This window comes from Stenotrophomonas sp. 99219_Sma (assembly GCF_056480785.1).
Genome location: NZ_CM151117.1, coordinates 1,738,119 through 1,754,441, shown reverse-complemented (window position 1 = coordinate 1,754,441; position 16,323 = coordinate 1,738,119). Strand labels below are relative to the sequence as shown.

The following is a 16,323-nucleotide window of genomic DNA, read 5'->3' as shown; positions in this document are numbered from 1 at the left end:
CAGCTAGATGAGAACGTGTTGCAAAAACAGGCGGCGTATCCTGCGACCTCAACCATGGTCGAGGTCAAGCGACGCCTGCGGTATCGCGCCACAGGGGAGGAACGTCCAGGTGCAGCAGGCCGCGCGGCAGTTCGGCATCACTGCTGTCGCAGCGGACGATGGCGCGGTTGTCGCGGCAGCCGTCGAGCAGGGAGACCACGCGACGGCCGACCAGCAGTGAGCTGGGCCACTCGATGCAGGCATTGGCCGCGTTGGCCGGCGTACACACCGGGCTGCAGACTTCCAGCATCTGCGCGCGCACGCCCAATGCCTGGGCTTCCTGGTGCACCACCTGCGCGTACATACGCAGCGCCGCAGTGGTGATCGAGGTTTCGCCGTAGCCCGCCCATGGCTTGGCATTGGCCGGGCTGCCGATCATCACGTAGCGGCGCGCATGCACGTTGTCCTGCAGCAGCGGCAGCAGATGACGCACCGCGTGCACGTGCGGCATCAGATCGGCCTGCATCGCGCCCAGCAGTTCATCGCCGTTGCGGTCAGTCACCCGGCCGCGACGGTAAGGGCCGCCCATTGCGGCGATCACTGCCGCCAGCGGACGCGGGCGATGCGCGATGCGTTCGGCCAGTGCGCGCGCCGAGCCGTCATCGCTGAGCGAACCCAGCAGCGTCTCCAGGCCCGGCTCATCGGCGAACTGCTCATGCAGCGCCGCCAGCCGGCCCGGGTCGCGACCGACCACCAGCACCGGGCTGCCGGCTTCCAGCAGTGCGCCAACCACGCCCTGGCCGACGGCACCGGTGCCGCCGAGGACCAGGACTTCGGGCGTCAGCATCCCATTCACGGGACATTTCCTCCCAAATCCGGGATAGTCCCGATTCGACGCAGCCGGTCGCCCTTGTGCGGGGCCAGGCGGATGGCACCGCCACGCTGCTGACGCATCGGCGCGGTAAACTCACGGAAGTCCTTGTGTACCAAGGAACTCGGGCGGACTTCAACGGTCATTGCCAGGTCCAGGGTGCTCTGGCCGGCGTTCCGGAGACGGGCAAGAATGTTGCGCAGGCTCATGGCGGACGGGCTCCAAATAACGAATGGCGCCACGATAGACCTCAAACCTTTACTTGATTAGTCCTGATTAAGGGGAATAATCATCCCGCTCCCGGTCCAATCGTTCTGTCACGATTGTCCCATCCCCGACGTCCAGGATCCCAGACCATGTCCCACGATCTCAACGAGACGCTGATCTTCGTCAAAGTGGTCGAGCAAGGCAGTTTCATTGCCGCTGCCAAATCGCTCGGCCTGCCCAAGACCACGGTCAGTCGCAAAGTGCAGGAGCTGGAAACGCGCCTGGGTGCGCGCCTGCTGCACCGGACCACCCGCCGCCTCGGCCTGACCGAAGCGGGTTCGATCTACCACGAACATTGCCAGCGCATCGCGCGCGAACTGGAAGAAGCTGAGAGCGCGGTGAGCCAGCTCCAGTCCGGTCCGCGCGGCTGGCTGCGCTTCACCGTGCCTTACTCGATCGGCATCACCTGGATTGCACCGCTGCTGGGCCAGTTCCATGCGCAGTATCCAGAGATCCGCTTGGACATGCACATGGGCAACGAGAAGCTGGACCTGATTGCAGGTGAGGCGGACCTGGCCCTGCGCGTGGGTGCCTTGCCCGATTCCAACCTGGTGGCACGCAAGCTGGGCAGCCTGCGCACGCAGGTGTTCGCCAGCCCGGCCTACATCGAACGCTATGGTGAGCCGCTGCACCCGGAAGAGCTGCAGTTCCATCGCATCCTGGCGATGCGCAAGCCGTACCACACCGGCAACTCGCCGCGCTTCACCTGGCAGCTGGGCGAGAACGGCGGCGAGCTGCGCGACTTCCCTGTTACCCCGCTGATGACCGCCAACGACATGTCTGCGTTGAATGGTGCATTGGTGTGCGGCGAAGGCCTGCTGCTGACCGGGGACGTGATGGCCAAGCCGTTCGTTGAGTCGGGCATGGTGCGCCGCGTGCTGGCTGGCTGGACCGGGCCGGAAGTGGACTTCAACGCCGTGTTCGCCGGTGGCCGCCTGGTCTCGCCGAAGGTGCGTGCATTCGTCGACTTCCTGGTCGAGAAGCTCAACTTCGACGCCAATTACATGCTGGCGCAGTGCCCGGGCGCGAAGCTGGCGCAGCAGCAGAAGGAAAAGGAAGACGCGGCGCTGGAAAGCAGCGGCAAGCGGATTCTGGAGAAGGTGGCCGCTTCGGCCGCATGACCGGAAGCATCCACGCATGGCGTGGATCTACCGGCATTCCGTAGAGTCGAGCTTGCTCGACTGCTCTTGCGCTTCAGTCGAGCAAGCTCGACTCTACGGGCGCTATCGGCGTGCCGAGCAACGCTCGGCACCCACAAAAATGCCGCCTGCAAGGGCGGCATTTTCGTTCCGGCTGCCTGGCATTCGGTAGATGCCGACCTTGGTCGGCGCCGTTCGCAGAAGCCGCGACCGGGAGCGCTATCGGCGTGCCGAGCAAGCTCGGCACCTACAGAAAATGCCGCCTGCAAGGGCGGCATTTTCGTTCCGGCTACGTGGCTTTCGGTAGATGCCGACCTTGGTCGGCGGCGTTTGGAGAAACCGCAACCGGGAGCGCTATCGGTGTGCCGAGCAAGCTCGGCACCTACAGAAAATGCCGCCTGCAAGGGCGGCATTTTCGTTCCGGCTACGCCGGAACCGTAACGCTACGCGTTACTGCTTCAGGGGAATCACGCGGATTTCGACGCGGCGGTTCTTGGCGCGGCCGGCATCGGTGCTGTTGTCGGCAATCGGGTACGACTTGCCGGCGCCCAGGGTTTCGATGCGCACGCTCTGCACGCCCTGGCCGATCAGGTACTGCGCGACCGAGTCGGCACGTTCCTTCGACAGGCGGTTGTTGACCGCGTCACTGCCGATGCTGTCGGTATGGCCGACCACTTCGATCATGGTCTGGTTGTAGTCACGCAGGGTGCCTGCCACGCCATTGAGCGAGCCGTAGAACTGCGGCTTCAGGGTCGACTTGCCGAAGTCGAAGGTGATGCCGTCCGGCAGGTTCAGCATGATGTTGTCGCCCTGGCGCTGCACATCAATGCCGGTGTTGGCAGTGCGCTCGCGCAGTGCGCGTTCCTGGCGATCCTGGTACTGGCCTACCGCGGCGCCGCTGAGCGCGCCGATACCGGCGCCGATCAGCGCATGCTGACGACGCTCCGTGGCGCTGTCACCGGTCAGCAGGCCGGCGGCTACGCCGATGGCGGTGCCGATCAGCGCGTTGCGGCCGGTGCGGTTCTGCTGCTCGGTCGGGTTGCCGTACTGGTCACTCTGTACGTAGGAGCCGCCGGTGGCGCAGGCCGACAGGACGGCCGCACTCATCAGGGCCAGTGCGACGTTGCGGGTGGTATTGCGGATCATGAGGTTCTCCTTGGTTTCCGGTCGGCCGGCGGCCTGCGGGCGCAAAGAGAATAAACAGCCCGATGCGATGCCGGAATGATGATCGGGCACGTCGACAGGGCCGCGTTCAGCTAACTGACCGGATCGCTCGGCCCGCACTTTACCCCGCTCCCGACTGCCGATAGGCAGCCAGCGCGGCATCGCGGCCAACCGCCAGATCCACCAGCGGCGTGCGCGGATAGCCCGGGGCATGTGCCGCCAGCAGCAACGGATGCTGCCACGGCGCGAAGCGCGCTTTCACCGGCAGCGCCCCCAGTTCGGGCACCCAGCGGCTGATGTAGCGGGCCTGGGGGTCGAACTTCTCGGCCTGGGTCACGGGGTTGAACACGCGGAAGTAAGGTGCGGCATCGGCACCGGTCCCGGCCACCCACTGCCAGCCCATCGTGTTGTTGGCCAGGTCGGCATCGACCAGGGTGTCCCAGAACCAGCGCGCGCCATGCAGCCAGTGCGCGCGCAGGTGCTTGCACAGATAGCTGGCCACGATCATCCGCACCCGGTTGTGCATGTAACCGGTGTGCCACAGCTCGCGCAGGCCTGCATCGACGATCGGCACGCCGGTGTTGCCGCGCTGCCAGTCGTGCAGCTGCGCGGCACTCGGTGTGGCCCACGGGAAACGGTCAAAGCGCGGGTTGAGGTTGTCGGTCGGCGTCTTCGGGAAGTGATGCAGCAGGTGGTAGGCGAAGTCACGCCAGCCCAGTTGGCGAAGGTAGCCGTCGATGTCGGCGTCGGTGTCGGCACTGCGCAGCCCTTCCAGCGCATGGGCAATCCGCCAGGGTGCGATTTCGCCGAAATGCAGGTGCGGCGACAGTCGCGAGGTGCCCACGCGATCTGGCAGGTCACGCTGCTCGCGGTAGCCGCGCAGCGCACCGTCCTCGAACACGGACAGCGCTTCCAGCGCACCGGCTTCACCCGGCTGCCAGTGCTCCCAGAAGCCGGTATCCCAGTCCAGCGTCGGTGCCAACTGGAGATCATCCAATGCCAGGCTGTCGACCGCGTGCGTCGCCAATGCTTCCGGTGCGGCCTGCAGCGCGGGCAGGCGCCAATGACTGAGTACATTGCGCCAGTACGGCGTGAATACCTTGTAGGGCTGGCCCTGCTGGGTGGCGATGTCCCACGGCTCGAACAGCAGGCTGCCATTGCAGCTCTGTGCGTCGATGCCCTGCTCGCGCAACGTGCGCTTGATGGTGGCGTCGCGTGGCTGGGTGGCCGGTTCGTACTTGCGGTTCCAGTACACCGCCCCGGCGCCGGTCTGCTCGATCAGCAACTGCAGGGCCGGCAGGCTGTCACCACTGCGCAGCACCAGCGACGAACCGCGCACGCGCAGGTCGGCGTCCAACGCGGCCAGTGAACGGTGGCGCCACGCATCGGAGGCGGCACCCGGCACCCACTCACCCTCTTCGTGGGGCGCATGGATGTAGATCGGCACCACGTCGTGACCGGCATCCAGCGCGGCCTGCAGGGCCGGATTTTCCTGCAGCCGCAGATCACGGCGGAACCATACCAACGCTACCGACACAGACACCGCCTTCGTTGTTGAAGGCGGACATGATAGCCAGCGGCGGTGAAGGCGCTGCACGCAGACGCCGTCTGCTAGGCTGCTGGGCCGCTCCTCGTTGGACCCGCCATGGATGATCTGTACGCCTCATTCGCCCGCTTCGGGCTGCTGCGGGCCCAGCACGAAGGTGACTGGCAGGGACCGTTCCCGTTACCACCGGTGCTGGCGTGCTTCTACGCGCAGGTGGGACCGCTGGGTCATGAGATCAATGCGAAGGTGGGCAACTCCGGAATCACCATTCCGGGCCTCGAAGTCTGGATACCGCCGCTGCGACGCGTGTGGAGTCACCAGGCCGGCTATCGCTGGCATGGCATCAGCGGCGATCCGATCGACAACTGGCCATCGAACTGGCTGGTGATTGCCGATCGCGGCGCTGATCCGTTCATCCTCGACCTGGATGACGGCCGTGTGCTGTTCAGTCACCACGGTGCGGGCCTGCTGGATGCCGGCGAGATCACTGCCGATGTGCCGACCTTGATGGCGGCTCTGGCTGCTGCAGGCACGGTGTACCTCGATGCCGGCGATGACCTCTACAACGACGATGACGATGGCGGCATCCGTCCTGAACACCAGGAGGCAGCCGTACAGGCGGTGGCCCGGGTACTGGGCGACCGCCTGCAGGCCGAGTCGTTCATCGGGACGTTGCTGGACTGAATCCACGCATGTCGTGGCTCTACTTCTCGAAACGCTGCATCGCCTCGCTGATCAGTACCCGCGCCTCGGCGGCGTTGCCCCAGCCATTGAGCTGCACCGGGTTGCGACCGGCCGGCAGGTCCTTGTAGACCCGGAAGAACGCCTCGATGCGCTGACGCTCGACCTCCGGCAGATCCTTCAGGTCGCGGATGCTGGCGTAGGTCGGGTCGACCTTATCGGTCGGCACGCCGATGATCTTCTCGTCGTGCTCACCGCCATCGATCATCTTCAGATAGCCGATCGGCCGGAAGCGCACGATCACGCCCGGATGCAGCGGTTCACGGGTCAGCACCAGCGCGTCCAGCGGATCGTTGTCACCGGCCAGAGTGCGCGGCATCGAACCGTAGTTGGCCGGATAGGCGACCGGCATCGACTGGAAGCGGTCCACATGGACCAGGCCGTCTTCCTTGATCTCGTACTTGGTGAAGCTGCCGGCCGGAATCTCCACCGCCAGATTCACCTCCTGTGGGGCCTGCTTCGGCTGGGCCACCAGGAACGGATGCAATACGGTATCGGCAGCGGTCACCGCACTGGCCAGCAACAGCAGGGCGGCACCGATGGCGGCGAGCGGAAGGATGCGCCGGGGCGTGGTCATATGCGTCTTCTCACTCCCAGCAGCGGTCGGCACGGCCCTTGGCGGTCTGTGCACGCGGGCAGTCGCGTGGCCTGATGCGACCTTCGGTCAGCTCCGTGCGCTGCTTGCCACCCTTGGCATCACGGCGCAGTTCGAAGGCATCGTAGAGACGGCCGGTCACCGTGCGTGCTTCATAGCGCAGGTGCTGCGGATCAATGTTCAACACCTGGAACAACTGGGTATCCTCGGCCACCGGATCCATCGTCCTGCGTGCTTCGTCGGAAAGGCGGTACTGCTTCGGTCCGGCCACGGTCACCACATACTGCGGCGTCGCGGCATGCCCTTCGCCACGGCGACCATAGGTGTGATCGTGGCCCTGCAGCACCAGATCGACGCTGTGGCGGCGTACCACCGGCAACAGCACGTCACGCAGCGCAGCGTTCTCGCGGCCTTCGCGGGGTGAGTAGAACGGCTGGTGCAGCAGCACGATGGTCCACGGCTGCGGGTTGCCGGTCAGAACCTTGTCCAGCCACTGTGCCTGCGCCTTGGCGGTGCCGAGGTCGAGTGCCGAGGTGCCATCGACCACCGCCACGCGTACACCCTGCGCATCGAACCAGTAGCTGGTCTGCTGCGCGGCGGTGGCGCCATTGCCCGGCAGCGCGAAGGTCACCGGCCAGTGCCGGCCCAGCACGCGACGCTCCTGCGGCGTGTCCTCGAATTCCTCGAAGTACTCATGGTTGCCGATCGCCGGGGCCACCAGTGTTTCCTGCGCCAGCCATCCGGTGGCGGCAAACCACTCGCCCCATTCGCTGTCGTCCATGTTGTCGCCGCCGCTGACCAGGTCACCGGCGAACAGGCTCATGCGCGCCTGCGGTGCAGCCTTCTGTGCGGCACGCACCACGCGGCTGACATGGCTGACGTTCTTGTTCTGGGTATCACCGAAGTACAGCAGGGTCAGCGGCTTGTCGGCCGCGGCCAGCGTGCGCAGCTGGTTCCAGGCGCTCCAGCTGCCATTGCCCTGCACGCGGTAGACGTACTGGGTGTCCGGCTGCAGGCCAGCGATGTCGGCACGATGATGGTGCGACAGCCCGTTCTCGGTCTGCAGTGCTCGCGTCGTCGCACGCACCTGGCGGATGCCCTCGATGGCCGGCGAATCCCCGGCGAGGGCAATCTCGAGCAGCGGTGCCTGCACGCTGCCGTCAGTACGCCAGGCCACGGCGAAACCGTAGCTGGGATCCACCGCCGGCGAGGCGACGATGCGATCCGGCACCGGCGTCGCTGCGTAGTGGCGGCTGCCCGCTGGCACCTGGGTGTTGGGTTCGGCCGCTGCGAACGACAGCGACGGCAGTGCCAGCAGCAGGCCCAACGCCAGCGTGCGCATCACGCACTGCCGGCTCATGCGCCACACTCCAGCGGCAATGCCAACTGCTTGGCGATGCTCTCCCAGTCGAACGCCACCACGCCCTGGTCGTCATGCACTGCATACAGTGCGCCGTGCGGGAAGCGCGCACTGGGTTGCTGCATCATCCAGATGCCGTCGGTGTTGGCCACGGTATTCCCCTGGAACGCGCCCACCGGCTTCAGCGTGTGCCGGTCGAACAGATGGAACACGCTGCGCTGCTTGCCCTGTTCGGTGGTGATCCACCAGCCGTCCTTGCCGCAGGTACGCAGGGTCACGCCTTCGGCCTGCGCCTTGAACACGTCGCGGCCGAACGTGGTGCCGGTGAAGCGTCCGGCCAGGGTGTAGACCTTGAACTCGCTGGCGTAGCTCTCATCCTCTTCGGCGATCAACAGGCGATCATTCTCCGGATCGCCCCAGATCGACTCGACCACGCGCAGCGCACCGGTTTCGCTGGTGTCACCGATGCTGGCCACCAGCTTCGCCTCGACCTTCGCACCGTCGCGGGTCACGTGGTACTGGCGCACGCGCTTGTCCAGCTCGGCCAGCGGCGGCAGGATGTCACGCCCCTGCGCATCCTCGCCGTTGTCCCAGGAGTCGGTAACGTAGACGCTGTAGCCATCGGCACGGCGGTCGACCCACAGCCCGTACGGCTTGCGCAGGTCGTCCGCAGCGAACGTCGCCAGCGGCGCGAAGTCCGGCAGGCTCAGCACCTGCACGCGGTGATTGTCGCGCTCCACGATCCACAGCAGGTCGTCGGTCACCGCGATGCCGTTTGGGCGATCGAACTGCCCTGGCCCGGTGCCGCTGCTGCCAACGTCACGCAGGTGCTGGCCGGTGCTGCCATCGTAGACCACCAGCTTGTCGGTGGCCTTGGCGGTGGCAATCAGCCACAGCTTGCCATCCGGCGCACGCCACGCCGCCGGCGAATCGATGTTGTCGGCCGGGGTCATCGGTGACAGGAAGGCTTCGGCGATGGTGGTCACCGTGCGCGCGCCCCCGGCTTTCGCTGCCGTAGGGGCCGCGGCCGGATCGTTGCCGGTCGCCGGCGTGCAGCCGGCGGCCAGGGTCGCCGCGAGCGCGACCGCCAGGACGGTGATGCCACGCCCCATCACAGTGCCACCTTCAGGCCCAGCGCATAGGTGCGGCCGTACTCTTCCATCTGCAGGGTGCGCGAGCGCGTGCCCTGGTACAGCTCCAGCGGCTTGTCCAGCAGGTTCTGTGCTTCGAAATACATGCTCACCCGCGGGGTGAACTTGTAGTCCAGCGAGAAATCGAGCTGGGTGTTCGGTGCAACGTAGATGTCGAACGCCCGGCCCTTGCCGATGCTGTCCAGGTACTCGCTGCGGTACACCGCCGCCAGGCGTGTACTCACACCGTACTTTTCATAGCCGATGTGTGCGCTGTAGACATGCTTGGAGGCGCGCGGCAGTGTGAAGTCCTCGCCTGCACGGTCCTTGATGCCGGCATCGAACTTGGTATCCAGCCAGGTGCCACTGGCACCGACCAGCAGGCCATCCAGGCCGTCCGGCAGGAAGGCCAGCTGCTGCTGCCAGTTGAATTCCGCACCGCGCACGGTGGCCTTGCGGCCATTGATCGGCTGGGTCACGTCAAAGCCGCCATAAGCGGGATCATTGGTCCGCACCGTTTGCACGATGTAGCCATCGATCGACTTGTGGAACAGGCCAAGTGAAACGATACCGGTGCTGCCGATGTACTTCTCCACCGACAGGTCGATGTTCTTCGACTCGTACGGATCCAGTTCCGGATTACCCAGGCGCACTTCCTCGTCGCCGCGGCTGTAGCCCACGCGTGGCGAGACATCGCCGAAGGAAGGACGCGATACGGTCTTGTTGGCCGAGGCGCGCAGTACCCAGTCATCGGCCGCGTCGTAGCGCAGGTGCAGACCCGGCAGCACGTTGGTGTAGCTGCTGTTGGCCACCCGCGGGGTGACGGTGAAGCTGCGTCCGTTGGCGGCCACGTCCACCTGGTTGCCGATCGCCTTGAACTGGGTGTTTTCCACGCGCACACCGCCGATGATGCGCAGCGCGCCCACATCCCAGGTACCCATGGCGTAGCTGGCGAAGATGTCTTCGCTGGCCACGTAGTCCTCTTCCAGCGATGTCATCGCGTTGCCACCGGCATCCTGGGGACGGGCGCTGTACTGGCCGCCATTGGCCGCCCAGAAGGCACGCATCGCGGCCGAATCCATGCCGTCACCGAGGTTGCCGTGGCGGTGCTCCGGCGAGGAGGTGCTCCAGCTCGACAGCGCCACCTTCGGGCCGACACGCAGTTCGCGCTCGTCCACATTCACGTCACGGTCGCGCCAGCGACCCAGCAGGCCGAATTTGATGCTGCTGCTGTCGCCGTCGAAGCGTACGTTGACCTGCGCGCTGTGTTCCTTGTCGTTGACCTGCTTGGGCGAGAGCACGAAGCGGTCGAACGCGTAGTTGCTGTTGTCCAGCCACTGCGGGTTGTCGAAGCTGTAGCTGGGCAGGCGGCTGCGCTGGTCGAGGGTGCCATTGAAGGCCTTGCCATCAAGCTTGAAACGGGCCTCCATCTCGTCGTTCACGCGCTCTTCGGTACGGGTGTAGCCGATCCGGTAATCGACCACGGCGTTGGTCAGCTTGTTCTCGCCACCGAGACTGGCCGCGAAGGTGTTTTCCTTCTTGGTGCGGTAGCGCATGCGCTTGTCGATGGAATCCTTCGGCATTCCATCCAGGCGGTACTGGTCGGTGCCGGTCTTGACCATCTTCGCGTCGTCGAAGTTGAAGATCACGCGCTGGCGGGTCTCCGCATCGTCGAACTGGCTGTACAGCGTGCGCAGGTAGTACTTGCTGTCTTCATTCGGGCGCCAGTCGAGGTTGAGGTTGGCACCGATGCGCTTGCGCTCGATCTCGTACTTGCGGTGCTGCAGGTTGATCGCGGTGACATCGCCGGGGACGGCATCGTCCTTGCCGTCATACTCCACTTCGGTGTTGTCCGACTCGAACTTGCGCTTCTGGTAGTTCACGCCCAGCGCCACACCGAAGGTGTCGTTGAACACTTCGCTGTAGTTGAAGGCAGCCTTGGGGCTGGTCTCACCGGACAACTGCTGGTGGCTGCCTTCGATCTTGCCACGCAGGCTGCGACCGTTGCGGTCGAAGGCCGAGGCCGATTCCACCAGCACGGCGCCACCGATGGCATCACCCGGCATGTCCGGGGTCGGCGACTTGACCACGCGCAGGCGCTCGGTGGAGTCGGACGGGATCACGTCCAGCGGTGCGGCGCGGCTGGAATCCTCCGGCGTACCGATGGCGATGCCATCCACGCTGACGCTGTTGAGGTTGGCGTCCAGACCACGGATGACCACGAAGCGCCCCTCGCCCTGGTCGCGGGTCACGCTGATGCCCGGCAGGCGCTGCAGCGACTCGGCCACGTTCTTGTCCGGGTACTGGCCCAGTGCATCGGAGGACACGGCGTCTTCGATCGCATCACTGCTGCGCTTGAGGTCAACCGCGCGGATCTGTGATTCGAGCTGGGCGCGCACTTCGATGCGGTCCAGGTCGACCGCATCAGCGGCCACGGCGCCGGTGGCGGCAACCGCCTGCTGCCCGGCCGCCTGCAGCGGGGCTGCGGCCCCCATCGCCAGGGTCAGGGTGATGGCAACGGCCAACGGAGTCTTGATATGCACTGGGAATCCCCATTCCTGTTAAGAATGGGTCTGCACGGTATGTCCGCAAGGTTGCATGGCCGTGACATGCGCCTGCACATTTCGAGTAACGCCGCTCCGGGCCAGGTTTGGGTTCGGCCCGCCGATCCGGCAAAATGGCGCCCTCTCTCCTTTTTCCCTTCCCGACCATGAAGATCGTCGAAGTGCGCCACCCGCTGGTGCAGCACAAGATCGGCCTGATGCGCAACGCTGCGCTCAGCACCAAGGATTTCCGCGAACTGGCCAACGAGCTGGGTACGCTGCTGGCCTACGAGGCCACCGCCGACCTGGACACCGAGCCGCACACCCTGCCCGGCTGGGCCGGCCCGGTCACCGTGCAGCGCATTGCGGGCGCCAAGATCACCGTGGTGCCGATCCTGCGCGCCGGCCTGGGCATGCTCAGCGGCGTGCTGTCGCTGATCCCGGCGGCCCGTGTCAGCGTGGTCGGCCTGCAGCGCGATGAGGAAACCCTGCAGCCGGTGCCCTACTTCGAGCGCCTGACCGGGCGCCTGGAAGAGCGCGACGCGCTGATCCTGGACCCTATGCTGGCCACCGGCGGCACCCTGATCGCCACCATCGACATGCTCAAGCGTGCCGGCGCCCGCCGCATCAAGGGCATCTTCCTGGTGGCCGCGCCGGAAGGCATCGAGGCGGTCAAGGCCGTGCACCCGGACGTGGAGATCTACACCGCGGCCATCGATGCCCAGCTCAACGACAAGGGCTACATCCTGCCGGGCCTGGGCGATGCCGGTGACCGCATCTTCGGTACCCGCGTCGGCTGATCCGAAGAACCGGGGTCAGAGCCCTTTCGCCGCGAAAGGGGTCTGACCCCAACAGCGCAGGCCATCGCGGCCGCGTTGCGATTCTTCACGTGCTCTTGGCGCCGGGAAGCGAATGCTCCGCGCACCCGCCACCCTTGGAGCTCCCGATGAAAGCCTCTTTCCTGCTGGCCGCCGTCCTGCTGGTCGGCCTGCCCCTGGCTGCCAATGCCACCACTCCGCAGCAGCAGCGCATGGCCGAATGTTCGGCCAAGAACAAGGGGCTGAAGGGCGATGCCTACAAGACTGCACAGAGCTCCTGCCTCAGCGGCCACGCGGCCGACGCCAAGCCGGTCAATACGCAGCAGGAACGCATGCGCAAGTGCAACGCTGACGCGGGCGCCAAAAAGCTGGCCGGTGATGCGCGCAAGACCTTCATGAGCAGCTGCCTGAAGGCGTCGTAATGGTCGTGTCCGGATGAAACGCCATCCACGCATGGCGTGGATATACCGTCATCAGTAAAAGGCCGGGCATTGCCCGGCCATGCCATTACCCCAGGGCGCGTGCCTTCAGCTCACCCTGCTCGTGCAGGGTCACGAAACGCCCCTTGTCATCCCTGCCAAGCTGCGCCAATGCCACCTGCGGGTCGTGGGTGAAGAACAGCCGCACGTTGCGCGCCAGCTTGTCTTCCAGGAACTGCCGCTTCTCGTCGATCAGCAGCTCGGCATTGCGGTCATAGCCCATGGTGATCGGCACGTGTACCCATGAACGGCCCGGGATCAGGTCGGCACAGAACACCACGCCACCATGCGCACTTTCGCCTGGATGCGCGTGACCGACGATCTCGGCCAGCATCAGCCCCGGTGTATGCCCGTCGCTGTAACTGAAGCGCACGCTGCGGCCGAGCGCCTTCGAGTACTCCCCGTCCACCACTTCCAGCCGGCCACTGGCCTGCAGCAGGCCCGGCAGTTCCGGAATGAAGCTGGCGCGATCGCGCGGGTGTGGCTGCACGGCGCGCTGCCAATGCTGTGCGCCGACCACGTAGGTTGCGTTGGGGAACAGCAGCTCGGGCTCACGCCCTTCACTCCATGCCGCCAGCAGGCCACCGGCATGATCGAAATGCAGGTGGCTAAGCACCACCACGTCGATATCCTCGTGCTCGAAGCCGGCTTCGCGCAGCGAATCGATCAGCACGTGCTGGCTTTCCTGCACGCCGTAGCGCTCGCGCATGCGCGGATCGAAGAACGCGCCGATACCGGTTTCAAACAGCACCGTCTTGCCTTCCAGCGGGCTGGCAAGCAGCGCACGGCAGGCCAGCTCGATGCGATTGAGCTCGTCCGGTGCCGCCCATTTTTCCCACAACGCGCGCGGCGCGTTGCCGAACATCGCGCCGCCATCAAGCCGCTGCGAGTTTCCACGAATAGACCAGAGTTTCATGTGTCGATTATCGGCGCCGGCTCGTTAAATAATCGCTAGAAGGGAAACAGAAAACCCCGCCGGCAAAGGCGGGGTTTCGATAATCAGCCGGATTGCCGGCCCGCAGCCGGCACCACCGGATCAGTGTGCCGGCACCACCTGGGCACTGCCCACCGGGTTGCGCGGGTCACTGCCACCGAACAGCTTGTTGGCCCTGCGGTCCCATTCCACGGTCTGCAGGTTGCCCCACACGTGGCTGGAACCGCGGCCACCCGCGGCGACATTGCCCGGCAGGTCGATCTTGTGGCCCATCGCCTGCAGCTGCTTCACCGTCGCCGCGTCGAACGCATCGTCCTCGGCTTCGATCAGGTCCGGCAGCCACTGGTGGTGGTAGCGCGGCAGTGCGGCAACCTGCTGCGCATCCAGGCCGTCGTCGTAGCCGAGGATGCCCAGCAGCACCATGGTGATGATGCGGCTGCCACCCGGGGTGCCCAGCACCACCACCTTGTCGGCGTTCTCCATGAAGGTCGGCGTCATCGAGCTGAGCATGCGCTTGCCCGGCTTCGGCGCATTGGCTTCATAGCCCATCACGCCGAACGCATTGGGCGTGCCCGGCTTCAGCGCGAAGTCGTCCATCTCGTTGTTCAGCAGCACGCCGGTGCCCTTGGGAATCAGCCCCGAGCCGTACAGCAGGTTGACGGTCTGGGTGGCGCCGACGCGGTTGCCGTCGCGGTCGATGATCGAGAAGTGCGTGGTTTCGTCGTCTTCCAGCGGCGTCGGGTTGCCCGACAGCAGGTCGCTGGGCGTGGCCTTCTCCGGATGGATGGTCGCCCGCAGGCCCTGTGCATAGTCCTTGCTGGTCAGCACCTTCTGCGGGATCTGCACGAAGTCCGGATCGCCGAGGAAGAAGGTGCGGTCGCGGTAGGCGCGACGCATCGACTCCACCACCAGATGGGTGCGGTGCGCCGGGTCCATTTTCCTGATATCCCAGCCTTCCAGGATCTGCAGCATGCTGGCCAGCGCGATGCCACCGGACGACGGCGGCGGCGCAGTGGTGATCTTCCAGCCGTTGTAGTTGAACACGATCGGCTCGCGCTGCTTCACGCGGTAACCGGCCAGCTCTTCAGCGGTCCACTTGCCGCCGGCCTGCTTCACGCCGGCCAGCAACAGCGTTCCGGTCTGGCCCTTGTAGAAGCCATCGAAGCCACCTGCGGCCAGGCGCTCCAGCGTCTGTGCCAGCTCCGGCTGCTTGAACAGGTCACCGCTGGCGATCGGCTTGCCGTTGCGCAGGTAGACCTCGCGCGTTCCGGGATAGCGCTCCATCACTTCACGGCGCGAGGCATAGCCCTTGGCCATGCGGTCGTACACCGGGAAGCCTTCGCGCGCGATGCGGATGGCCGGCTGCAGCGAGGTCGCCAATGGCAGCTTGCCGTGCTTTGCCGACAGTTCAACCAGCGCCGCAGGCAGGCCCGGGATACCGGCCGACCAGGCGCCATTGACCGAACGATCACGGTCGAGGTTGCCCTGCTTGTCGAGGAAGGCCTGCGGGGTCGCAGCGGCCGGTGCGGTCTCGCGCGCATCCAGCATCACATCCTTGCCGGTAGCCGCGTCGTGCAGCAGGAAGAAGCCACCGCCGCCCAGGCCGGAACTGATCGGCTCGACCACCGCCAGCGTGGACGATACCGCCACCGCGGCATCGAAGGCGTTGCCGCCCTGCGCCAGGATGTCGATGCCCGCCTGGGTGGCCAGCGCATGGCCGCTGGCAATGGCCGCGCCATCGGGGCGCTCGGCACGGGCCGGGCTGTCGGCCCAGGCAATCGGGCTCAGCAGCAGGCCGAGCAGCAACAGGGGGCGGACGATCAGCGTCTTCATTCGGATGGGGGCTCCGCGTAGAGTTCGGGGTGATCGTGCTGCAGCTGGCGCAGCTTGGCCAGCAGCTGGTCTTCCGTTTCCACGATCTCCGGGTCCGGGTCGATGCACTCGACCGGGCAGACGACCACGCACTGTGGCTCGTCGAAATGACCCACGCATTCGGTGCAGCGCGCAGGGTCGATCACGTAGATGGTTTCACCCATCGCAATGGCCTGGTTCGGGCAGGCCGGCTCGCATACGTCGCAGTTGACGCAGAGCTCGTTGATTTTCAGCGACACGGCGATACTCCTCGCCCGCGCCCTGGGACAAAGGACCGGCCAGCGCGGGCGCGCGGGCCGGTCAGGTCATCAGCGGCGCCCTTGCAGGACGCCGCCCGGGCCATGCCGGAGCATGGCCGCCATGGCTCGGTATTACTTGGCTTCGACGAAAATGTACTCGGCACCGGTCGGCTGGATCGCAGCCTGTACGCGGGCGTTGTCGGCCGACTGGCCGATGAAGACGACGCGCACGCCCTTCATCGAATCCGGCGACACGTCCTTGAACACGGCCTGGATCATGTCAGCCATCTTGCCCGAGGCCGACGAACCGAAGGCCAGCATGTTGCCCGGCTGCACGCCACGGGCCACGGCCTGGGTCGCGCTCTCGGTCTGGCGCTCGTACTTGGCCTGGAAGTCCGGGTCCGATTCCGGCGAGAGGTAGTACAGGAACGGGCTGTTGGTGATGTTGCCCATGTTCTGGATCGCCACTTCCTGCAGGTACTTCTTCCAGCCTGCATCGTCGTCCTTGGACGGAGCGACCAGGGCCTGCTTGGCCTCGTCGACCGGAGCGGCCTCTTCCTTCTTGCAGGCGGTGAAGGCCAGGGCCAACGAAGCGATCAGCATCGCGCGCATGGTGGTGTTCATGGGTTTCCTCCCGGAATGGTGC

At 65.7% G+C, this 16,323-nt stretch carries 16 protein-coding genes; 4 read left to right on the top strand and 12 right to left on the bottom strand.

The annotated features are described in order from the left end of the window. Nucleotides 1-64: 64 nt before the first annotated feature. Nucleotides 65-835 carry an SDR family NAD(P)-dependent oxidoreductase gene (locus ACZK13_RS08105; protein ID WP_049400332.1) on the bottom strand — a complete coding sequence of 257 codons (771 nt, stop codon included), beginning with the start codon at nucleotides 833-835 and terminating at the stop codon, nucleotides 65-67. Further along, on the bottom strand, nucleotides 832-1,059 hold the full coding sequence (locus ACZK13_RS08100; RefSeq protein ID WP_032128321.1) for a hypothetical protein: 228 nt from the start codon (nucleotides 1,057-1,059) through the stop codon (nucleotides 832-834). Before ACZK13_RS08100 ends, ACZK13_RS08105 begins: the two co-directional genes overlap by 4 nt. Nucleotides 1,060-1,206: 147 nt before the next feature. Between ACZK13_RS08100 and ACZK13_RS08095 the strand changes: the two genes are divergently transcribed. Beyond that, on the top strand, nucleotides 1,207-2,238 hold the full coding sequence (locus ACZK13_RS08095) for a LysR family transcriptional regulator (protein ID WP_005409107.1): 1,032 nt from the start codon (nucleotides 1,207-1,209) through the stop codon (nucleotides 2,236-2,238). 468 nt (nucleotides 2,239-2,706) lie between these two features. Here the strand turns inward: ACZK13_RS08095 and ACZK13_RS08090 are convergent, their stop codons facing one another. Together ACZK13_RS08090 and ACZK13_RS08085 are read right to left on the bottom strand one after the other, a co-directional pair. Further along, nucleotides 2,707-3,402 (bottom strand): YiaD family glycine zipper/OmpA-like lipoprotein, encoded by a 696-nt coding sequence (locus ACZK13_RS08090; RefSeq protein WP_010484399.1) that lies wholly within the window; start codon nucleotides 3,400-3,402, stop codon nucleotides 2,707-2,709. Between the two features lie 139 nt (nucleotides 3,403-3,541). Then, nucleotides 3,542-4,957, bottom strand: a complete 1,416-nt coding sequence (locus tag ACZK13_RS08085) for a cryptochrome/photolyase family protein (protein ID WP_125895158.1) — start codon at nucleotides 4,955-4,957, stop codon at nucleotides 3,542-3,544. Between the two features lie 108 nt (nucleotides 4,958-5,065). Between ACZK13_RS08085 and ACZK13_RS08080 the strand changes: the two genes are divergently transcribed. Further along, nucleotides 5,066-5,650, top strand: coding sequence for an SMI1/KNR4 family protein (locus ACZK13_RS08080; protein ID WP_478482412.1), 585 nt, complete (start codon nucleotides 5,066-5,068; stop codon nucleotides 5,648-5,650). Between the two features lie 19 nt (nucleotides 5,651-5,669). Here ACZK13_RS08080 and ACZK13_RS08075 read toward each other — a convergent pair whose 3' ends face one another. From ACZK13_RS08075 to ACZK13_RS08060, 4 genes are read right to left on the bottom strand one after another with little or no spacing between them, the layout of a single operon-like run. Next, a complete protein-coding gene (locus ACZK13_RS08075; protein WP_478445681.1) occupies nucleotides 5,670-6,284 on the bottom strand; it encodes an inorganic diphosphatase in 615 nt (204 codons plus the stop codon). 10 nt (nucleotides 6,285-6,294) lie between these two features. Beyond that, nucleotides 6,295-7,644 carry a purple acid phosphatase family protein gene (locus ACZK13_RS08070; RefSeq protein ID WP_478482513.1) on the bottom strand — a complete coding sequence of 450 codons (1,350 nt, stop codon included), beginning with the start codon at nucleotides 7,642-7,644 and terminating at the stop codon, nucleotides 6,295-6,297. 14 nt (nucleotides 7,645-7,658) lie between these two features. Then, nucleotides 7,659-8,774: a phytase gene (locus ACZK13_RS08065; RefSeq protein WP_478482411.1), complete on the bottom strand. Its 1,116-nt coding sequence runs from the start codon at nucleotides 8,772-8,774 to the stop codon at nucleotides 7,659-7,661. Continuing rightward, on the bottom strand, nucleotides 8,774-11,287 hold the full coding sequence (locus ACZK13_RS08060) for a TonB-dependent receptor (protein ID WP_478482512.1): 2,514 nt from the start codon (nucleotides 11,285-11,287) through the stop codon (nucleotides 8,774-8,776). The genes ACZK13_RS08065 and ACZK13_RS08060 overlap by 1 nt, the downstream gene beginning before the upstream one ends. Nucleotides 11,288-11,502: 215 nt before the next feature. Between ACZK13_RS08060 and upp the strand changes: the two genes are divergently transcribed. Further along, nucleotides 11,503-12,135 carry a uracil phosphoribosyltransferase gene (gene upp / locus ACZK13_RS08055; RefSeq protein WP_005409099.1) on the top strand — a complete coding sequence of 211 codons (633 nt, stop codon included), beginning with the start codon at nucleotides 11,503-11,505 and terminating at the stop codon, nucleotides 12,133-12,135. Between the two features lie 146 nt (nucleotides 12,136-12,281). Continuing rightward, nucleotides 12,282-12,575, top strand: coding sequence for a PsiF family protein (locus ACZK13_RS08050; protein ID WP_032130275.1), 294 nt, complete (start codon nucleotides 12,282-12,284; stop codon nucleotides 12,573-12,575). Between the two features lie 85 nt (nucleotides 12,576-12,660). On the opposite strand, the gene ACZK13_RS08045 is transcribed toward ACZK13_RS08050, so the two are convergent. From ACZK13_RS08045 to ACZK13_RS08030, 4 genes are all read right to left on the bottom strand, one after another. Further along, a complete protein-coding gene (locus tag ACZK13_RS08045; RefSeq protein ID WP_049400411.1) occupies nucleotides 12,661-13,548 on the bottom strand; it encodes an MBL fold metallo-hydrolase in 888 nt (295 codons plus the stop codon). A 120-nt stretch (nucleotides 13,549-13,668) separates the two neighbouring features. Next, the gene (ggt, locus tag ACZK13_RS08040; protein ID WP_049400410.1) at nucleotides 13,669-15,399 is read right to left on the bottom strand and encodes a gamma-glutamyltransferase; all 1,731 of its coding nucleotides are present in this window, start codon (nucleotides 15,397-15,399) and stop codon (nucleotides 13,669-13,671) included. Next, nucleotides 15,396-15,677, bottom strand: a complete 282-nt coding sequence (locus ACZK13_RS08035) for a YfhL family 4Fe-4S dicluster ferredoxin (protein ID WP_004153175.1) — start codon at nucleotides 15,675-15,677, stop codon at nucleotides 15,396-15,398. Before ACZK13_RS08035 ends, ggt begins: the two co-directional genes overlap by 4 nt. Nucleotides 15,678-15,809: 132 nt before the next feature. After that, entirely contained in the window at nucleotides 15,810-16,301 is a 492-nt protein-coding gene (locus tag ACZK13_RS08030; protein ID WP_004153167.1) for a hypothetical protein, read from the bottom strand. Nucleotides 16,302-16,323 lie beyond the last annotated feature (22 nt).

Excerpts from the sequence above, each read along its gene's own strand:
- ACZK13_RS08100 (WP_032128321.1), bottom strand. The coding sequence starts at position 1,059 with ATGAGCCTGCGCAACATTCTTGCCCGTCTCCGGAACGCCGGCCAGAGC.
- ACZK13_RS08095 (WP_005409107.1), top strand. The coding sequence starts at position 1,207 with ATGTCCCACGATCTCAACGAGACGCTGATCTTCGTCAAAGTGGTCGAG.
- ACZK13_RS08090 (WP_010484399.1), bottom strand. The coding sequence starts at position 3,402 with ATGATCCGCAATACCACCCGCAACGTCGCACTGGCCCTGATGAGTGCG.
- ACZK13_RS08080 (WP_478482412.1), top strand. The coding sequence starts at position 5,066 with ATGGATGATCTGTACGCCTCATTCGCCCGCTTCGGGCTGCTGCGGGCC.
- ACZK13_RS08075 (WP_478445681.1), bottom strand. The coding sequence starts at position 6,284 with ATGACCACGCCCCGGCGCATCCTTCCGCTCGCCGCCATCGGTGCCGCC.
- ACZK13_RS08070 (WP_478482513.1), bottom strand. The coding sequence starts at position 7,644 with ATGCGCACGCTGGCGTTGGGCCTGCTGCTGGCACTGCCGTCGCTGTCG.
- ACZK13_RS08065 (WP_478482411.1), bottom strand. The coding sequence starts at position 8,774 with ATGGGGCGTGGCATCACCGTCCTGGCGGTCGCGCTCGCGGCGACCCTG.
- ACZK13_RS08060 (WP_478482512.1), bottom strand. The coding sequence starts at position 11,287 with ATGGGGGCCGCAGCCCCGCTGCAGGCGGCCGGGCAGCAGGCGGTTGCC.
- upp (WP_005409099.1), top strand. The coding sequence starts at position 11,503 with ATGAAGATCGTCGAAGTGCGCCACCCGCTGGTGCAGCACAAGATCGGC.
- ACZK13_RS08050 (WP_032130275.1), top strand. The coding sequence starts at position 12,282 with ATGAAAGCCTCTTTCCTGCTGGCCGCCGTCCTGCTGGTCGGCCTGCCC.
- ACZK13_RS08045 (WP_049400411.1), bottom strand. The coding sequence starts at position 13,548 with ATGAAACTCTGGTCTATTCGTGGAAACTCGCAGCGGCTTGATGGCGGC.
- ggt (WP_049400410.1), bottom strand. The coding sequence starts at position 15,399 with ATGAAGACGCTGATCGTCCGCCCCCTGTTGCTGCTCGGCCTGCTGCTG.
- ACZK13_RS08030 (WP_004153167.1), bottom strand. The coding sequence starts at position 16,301 with ATGAACACCACCATGCGCGCGATGCTGATCGCTTCGTTGGCCCTGGCC.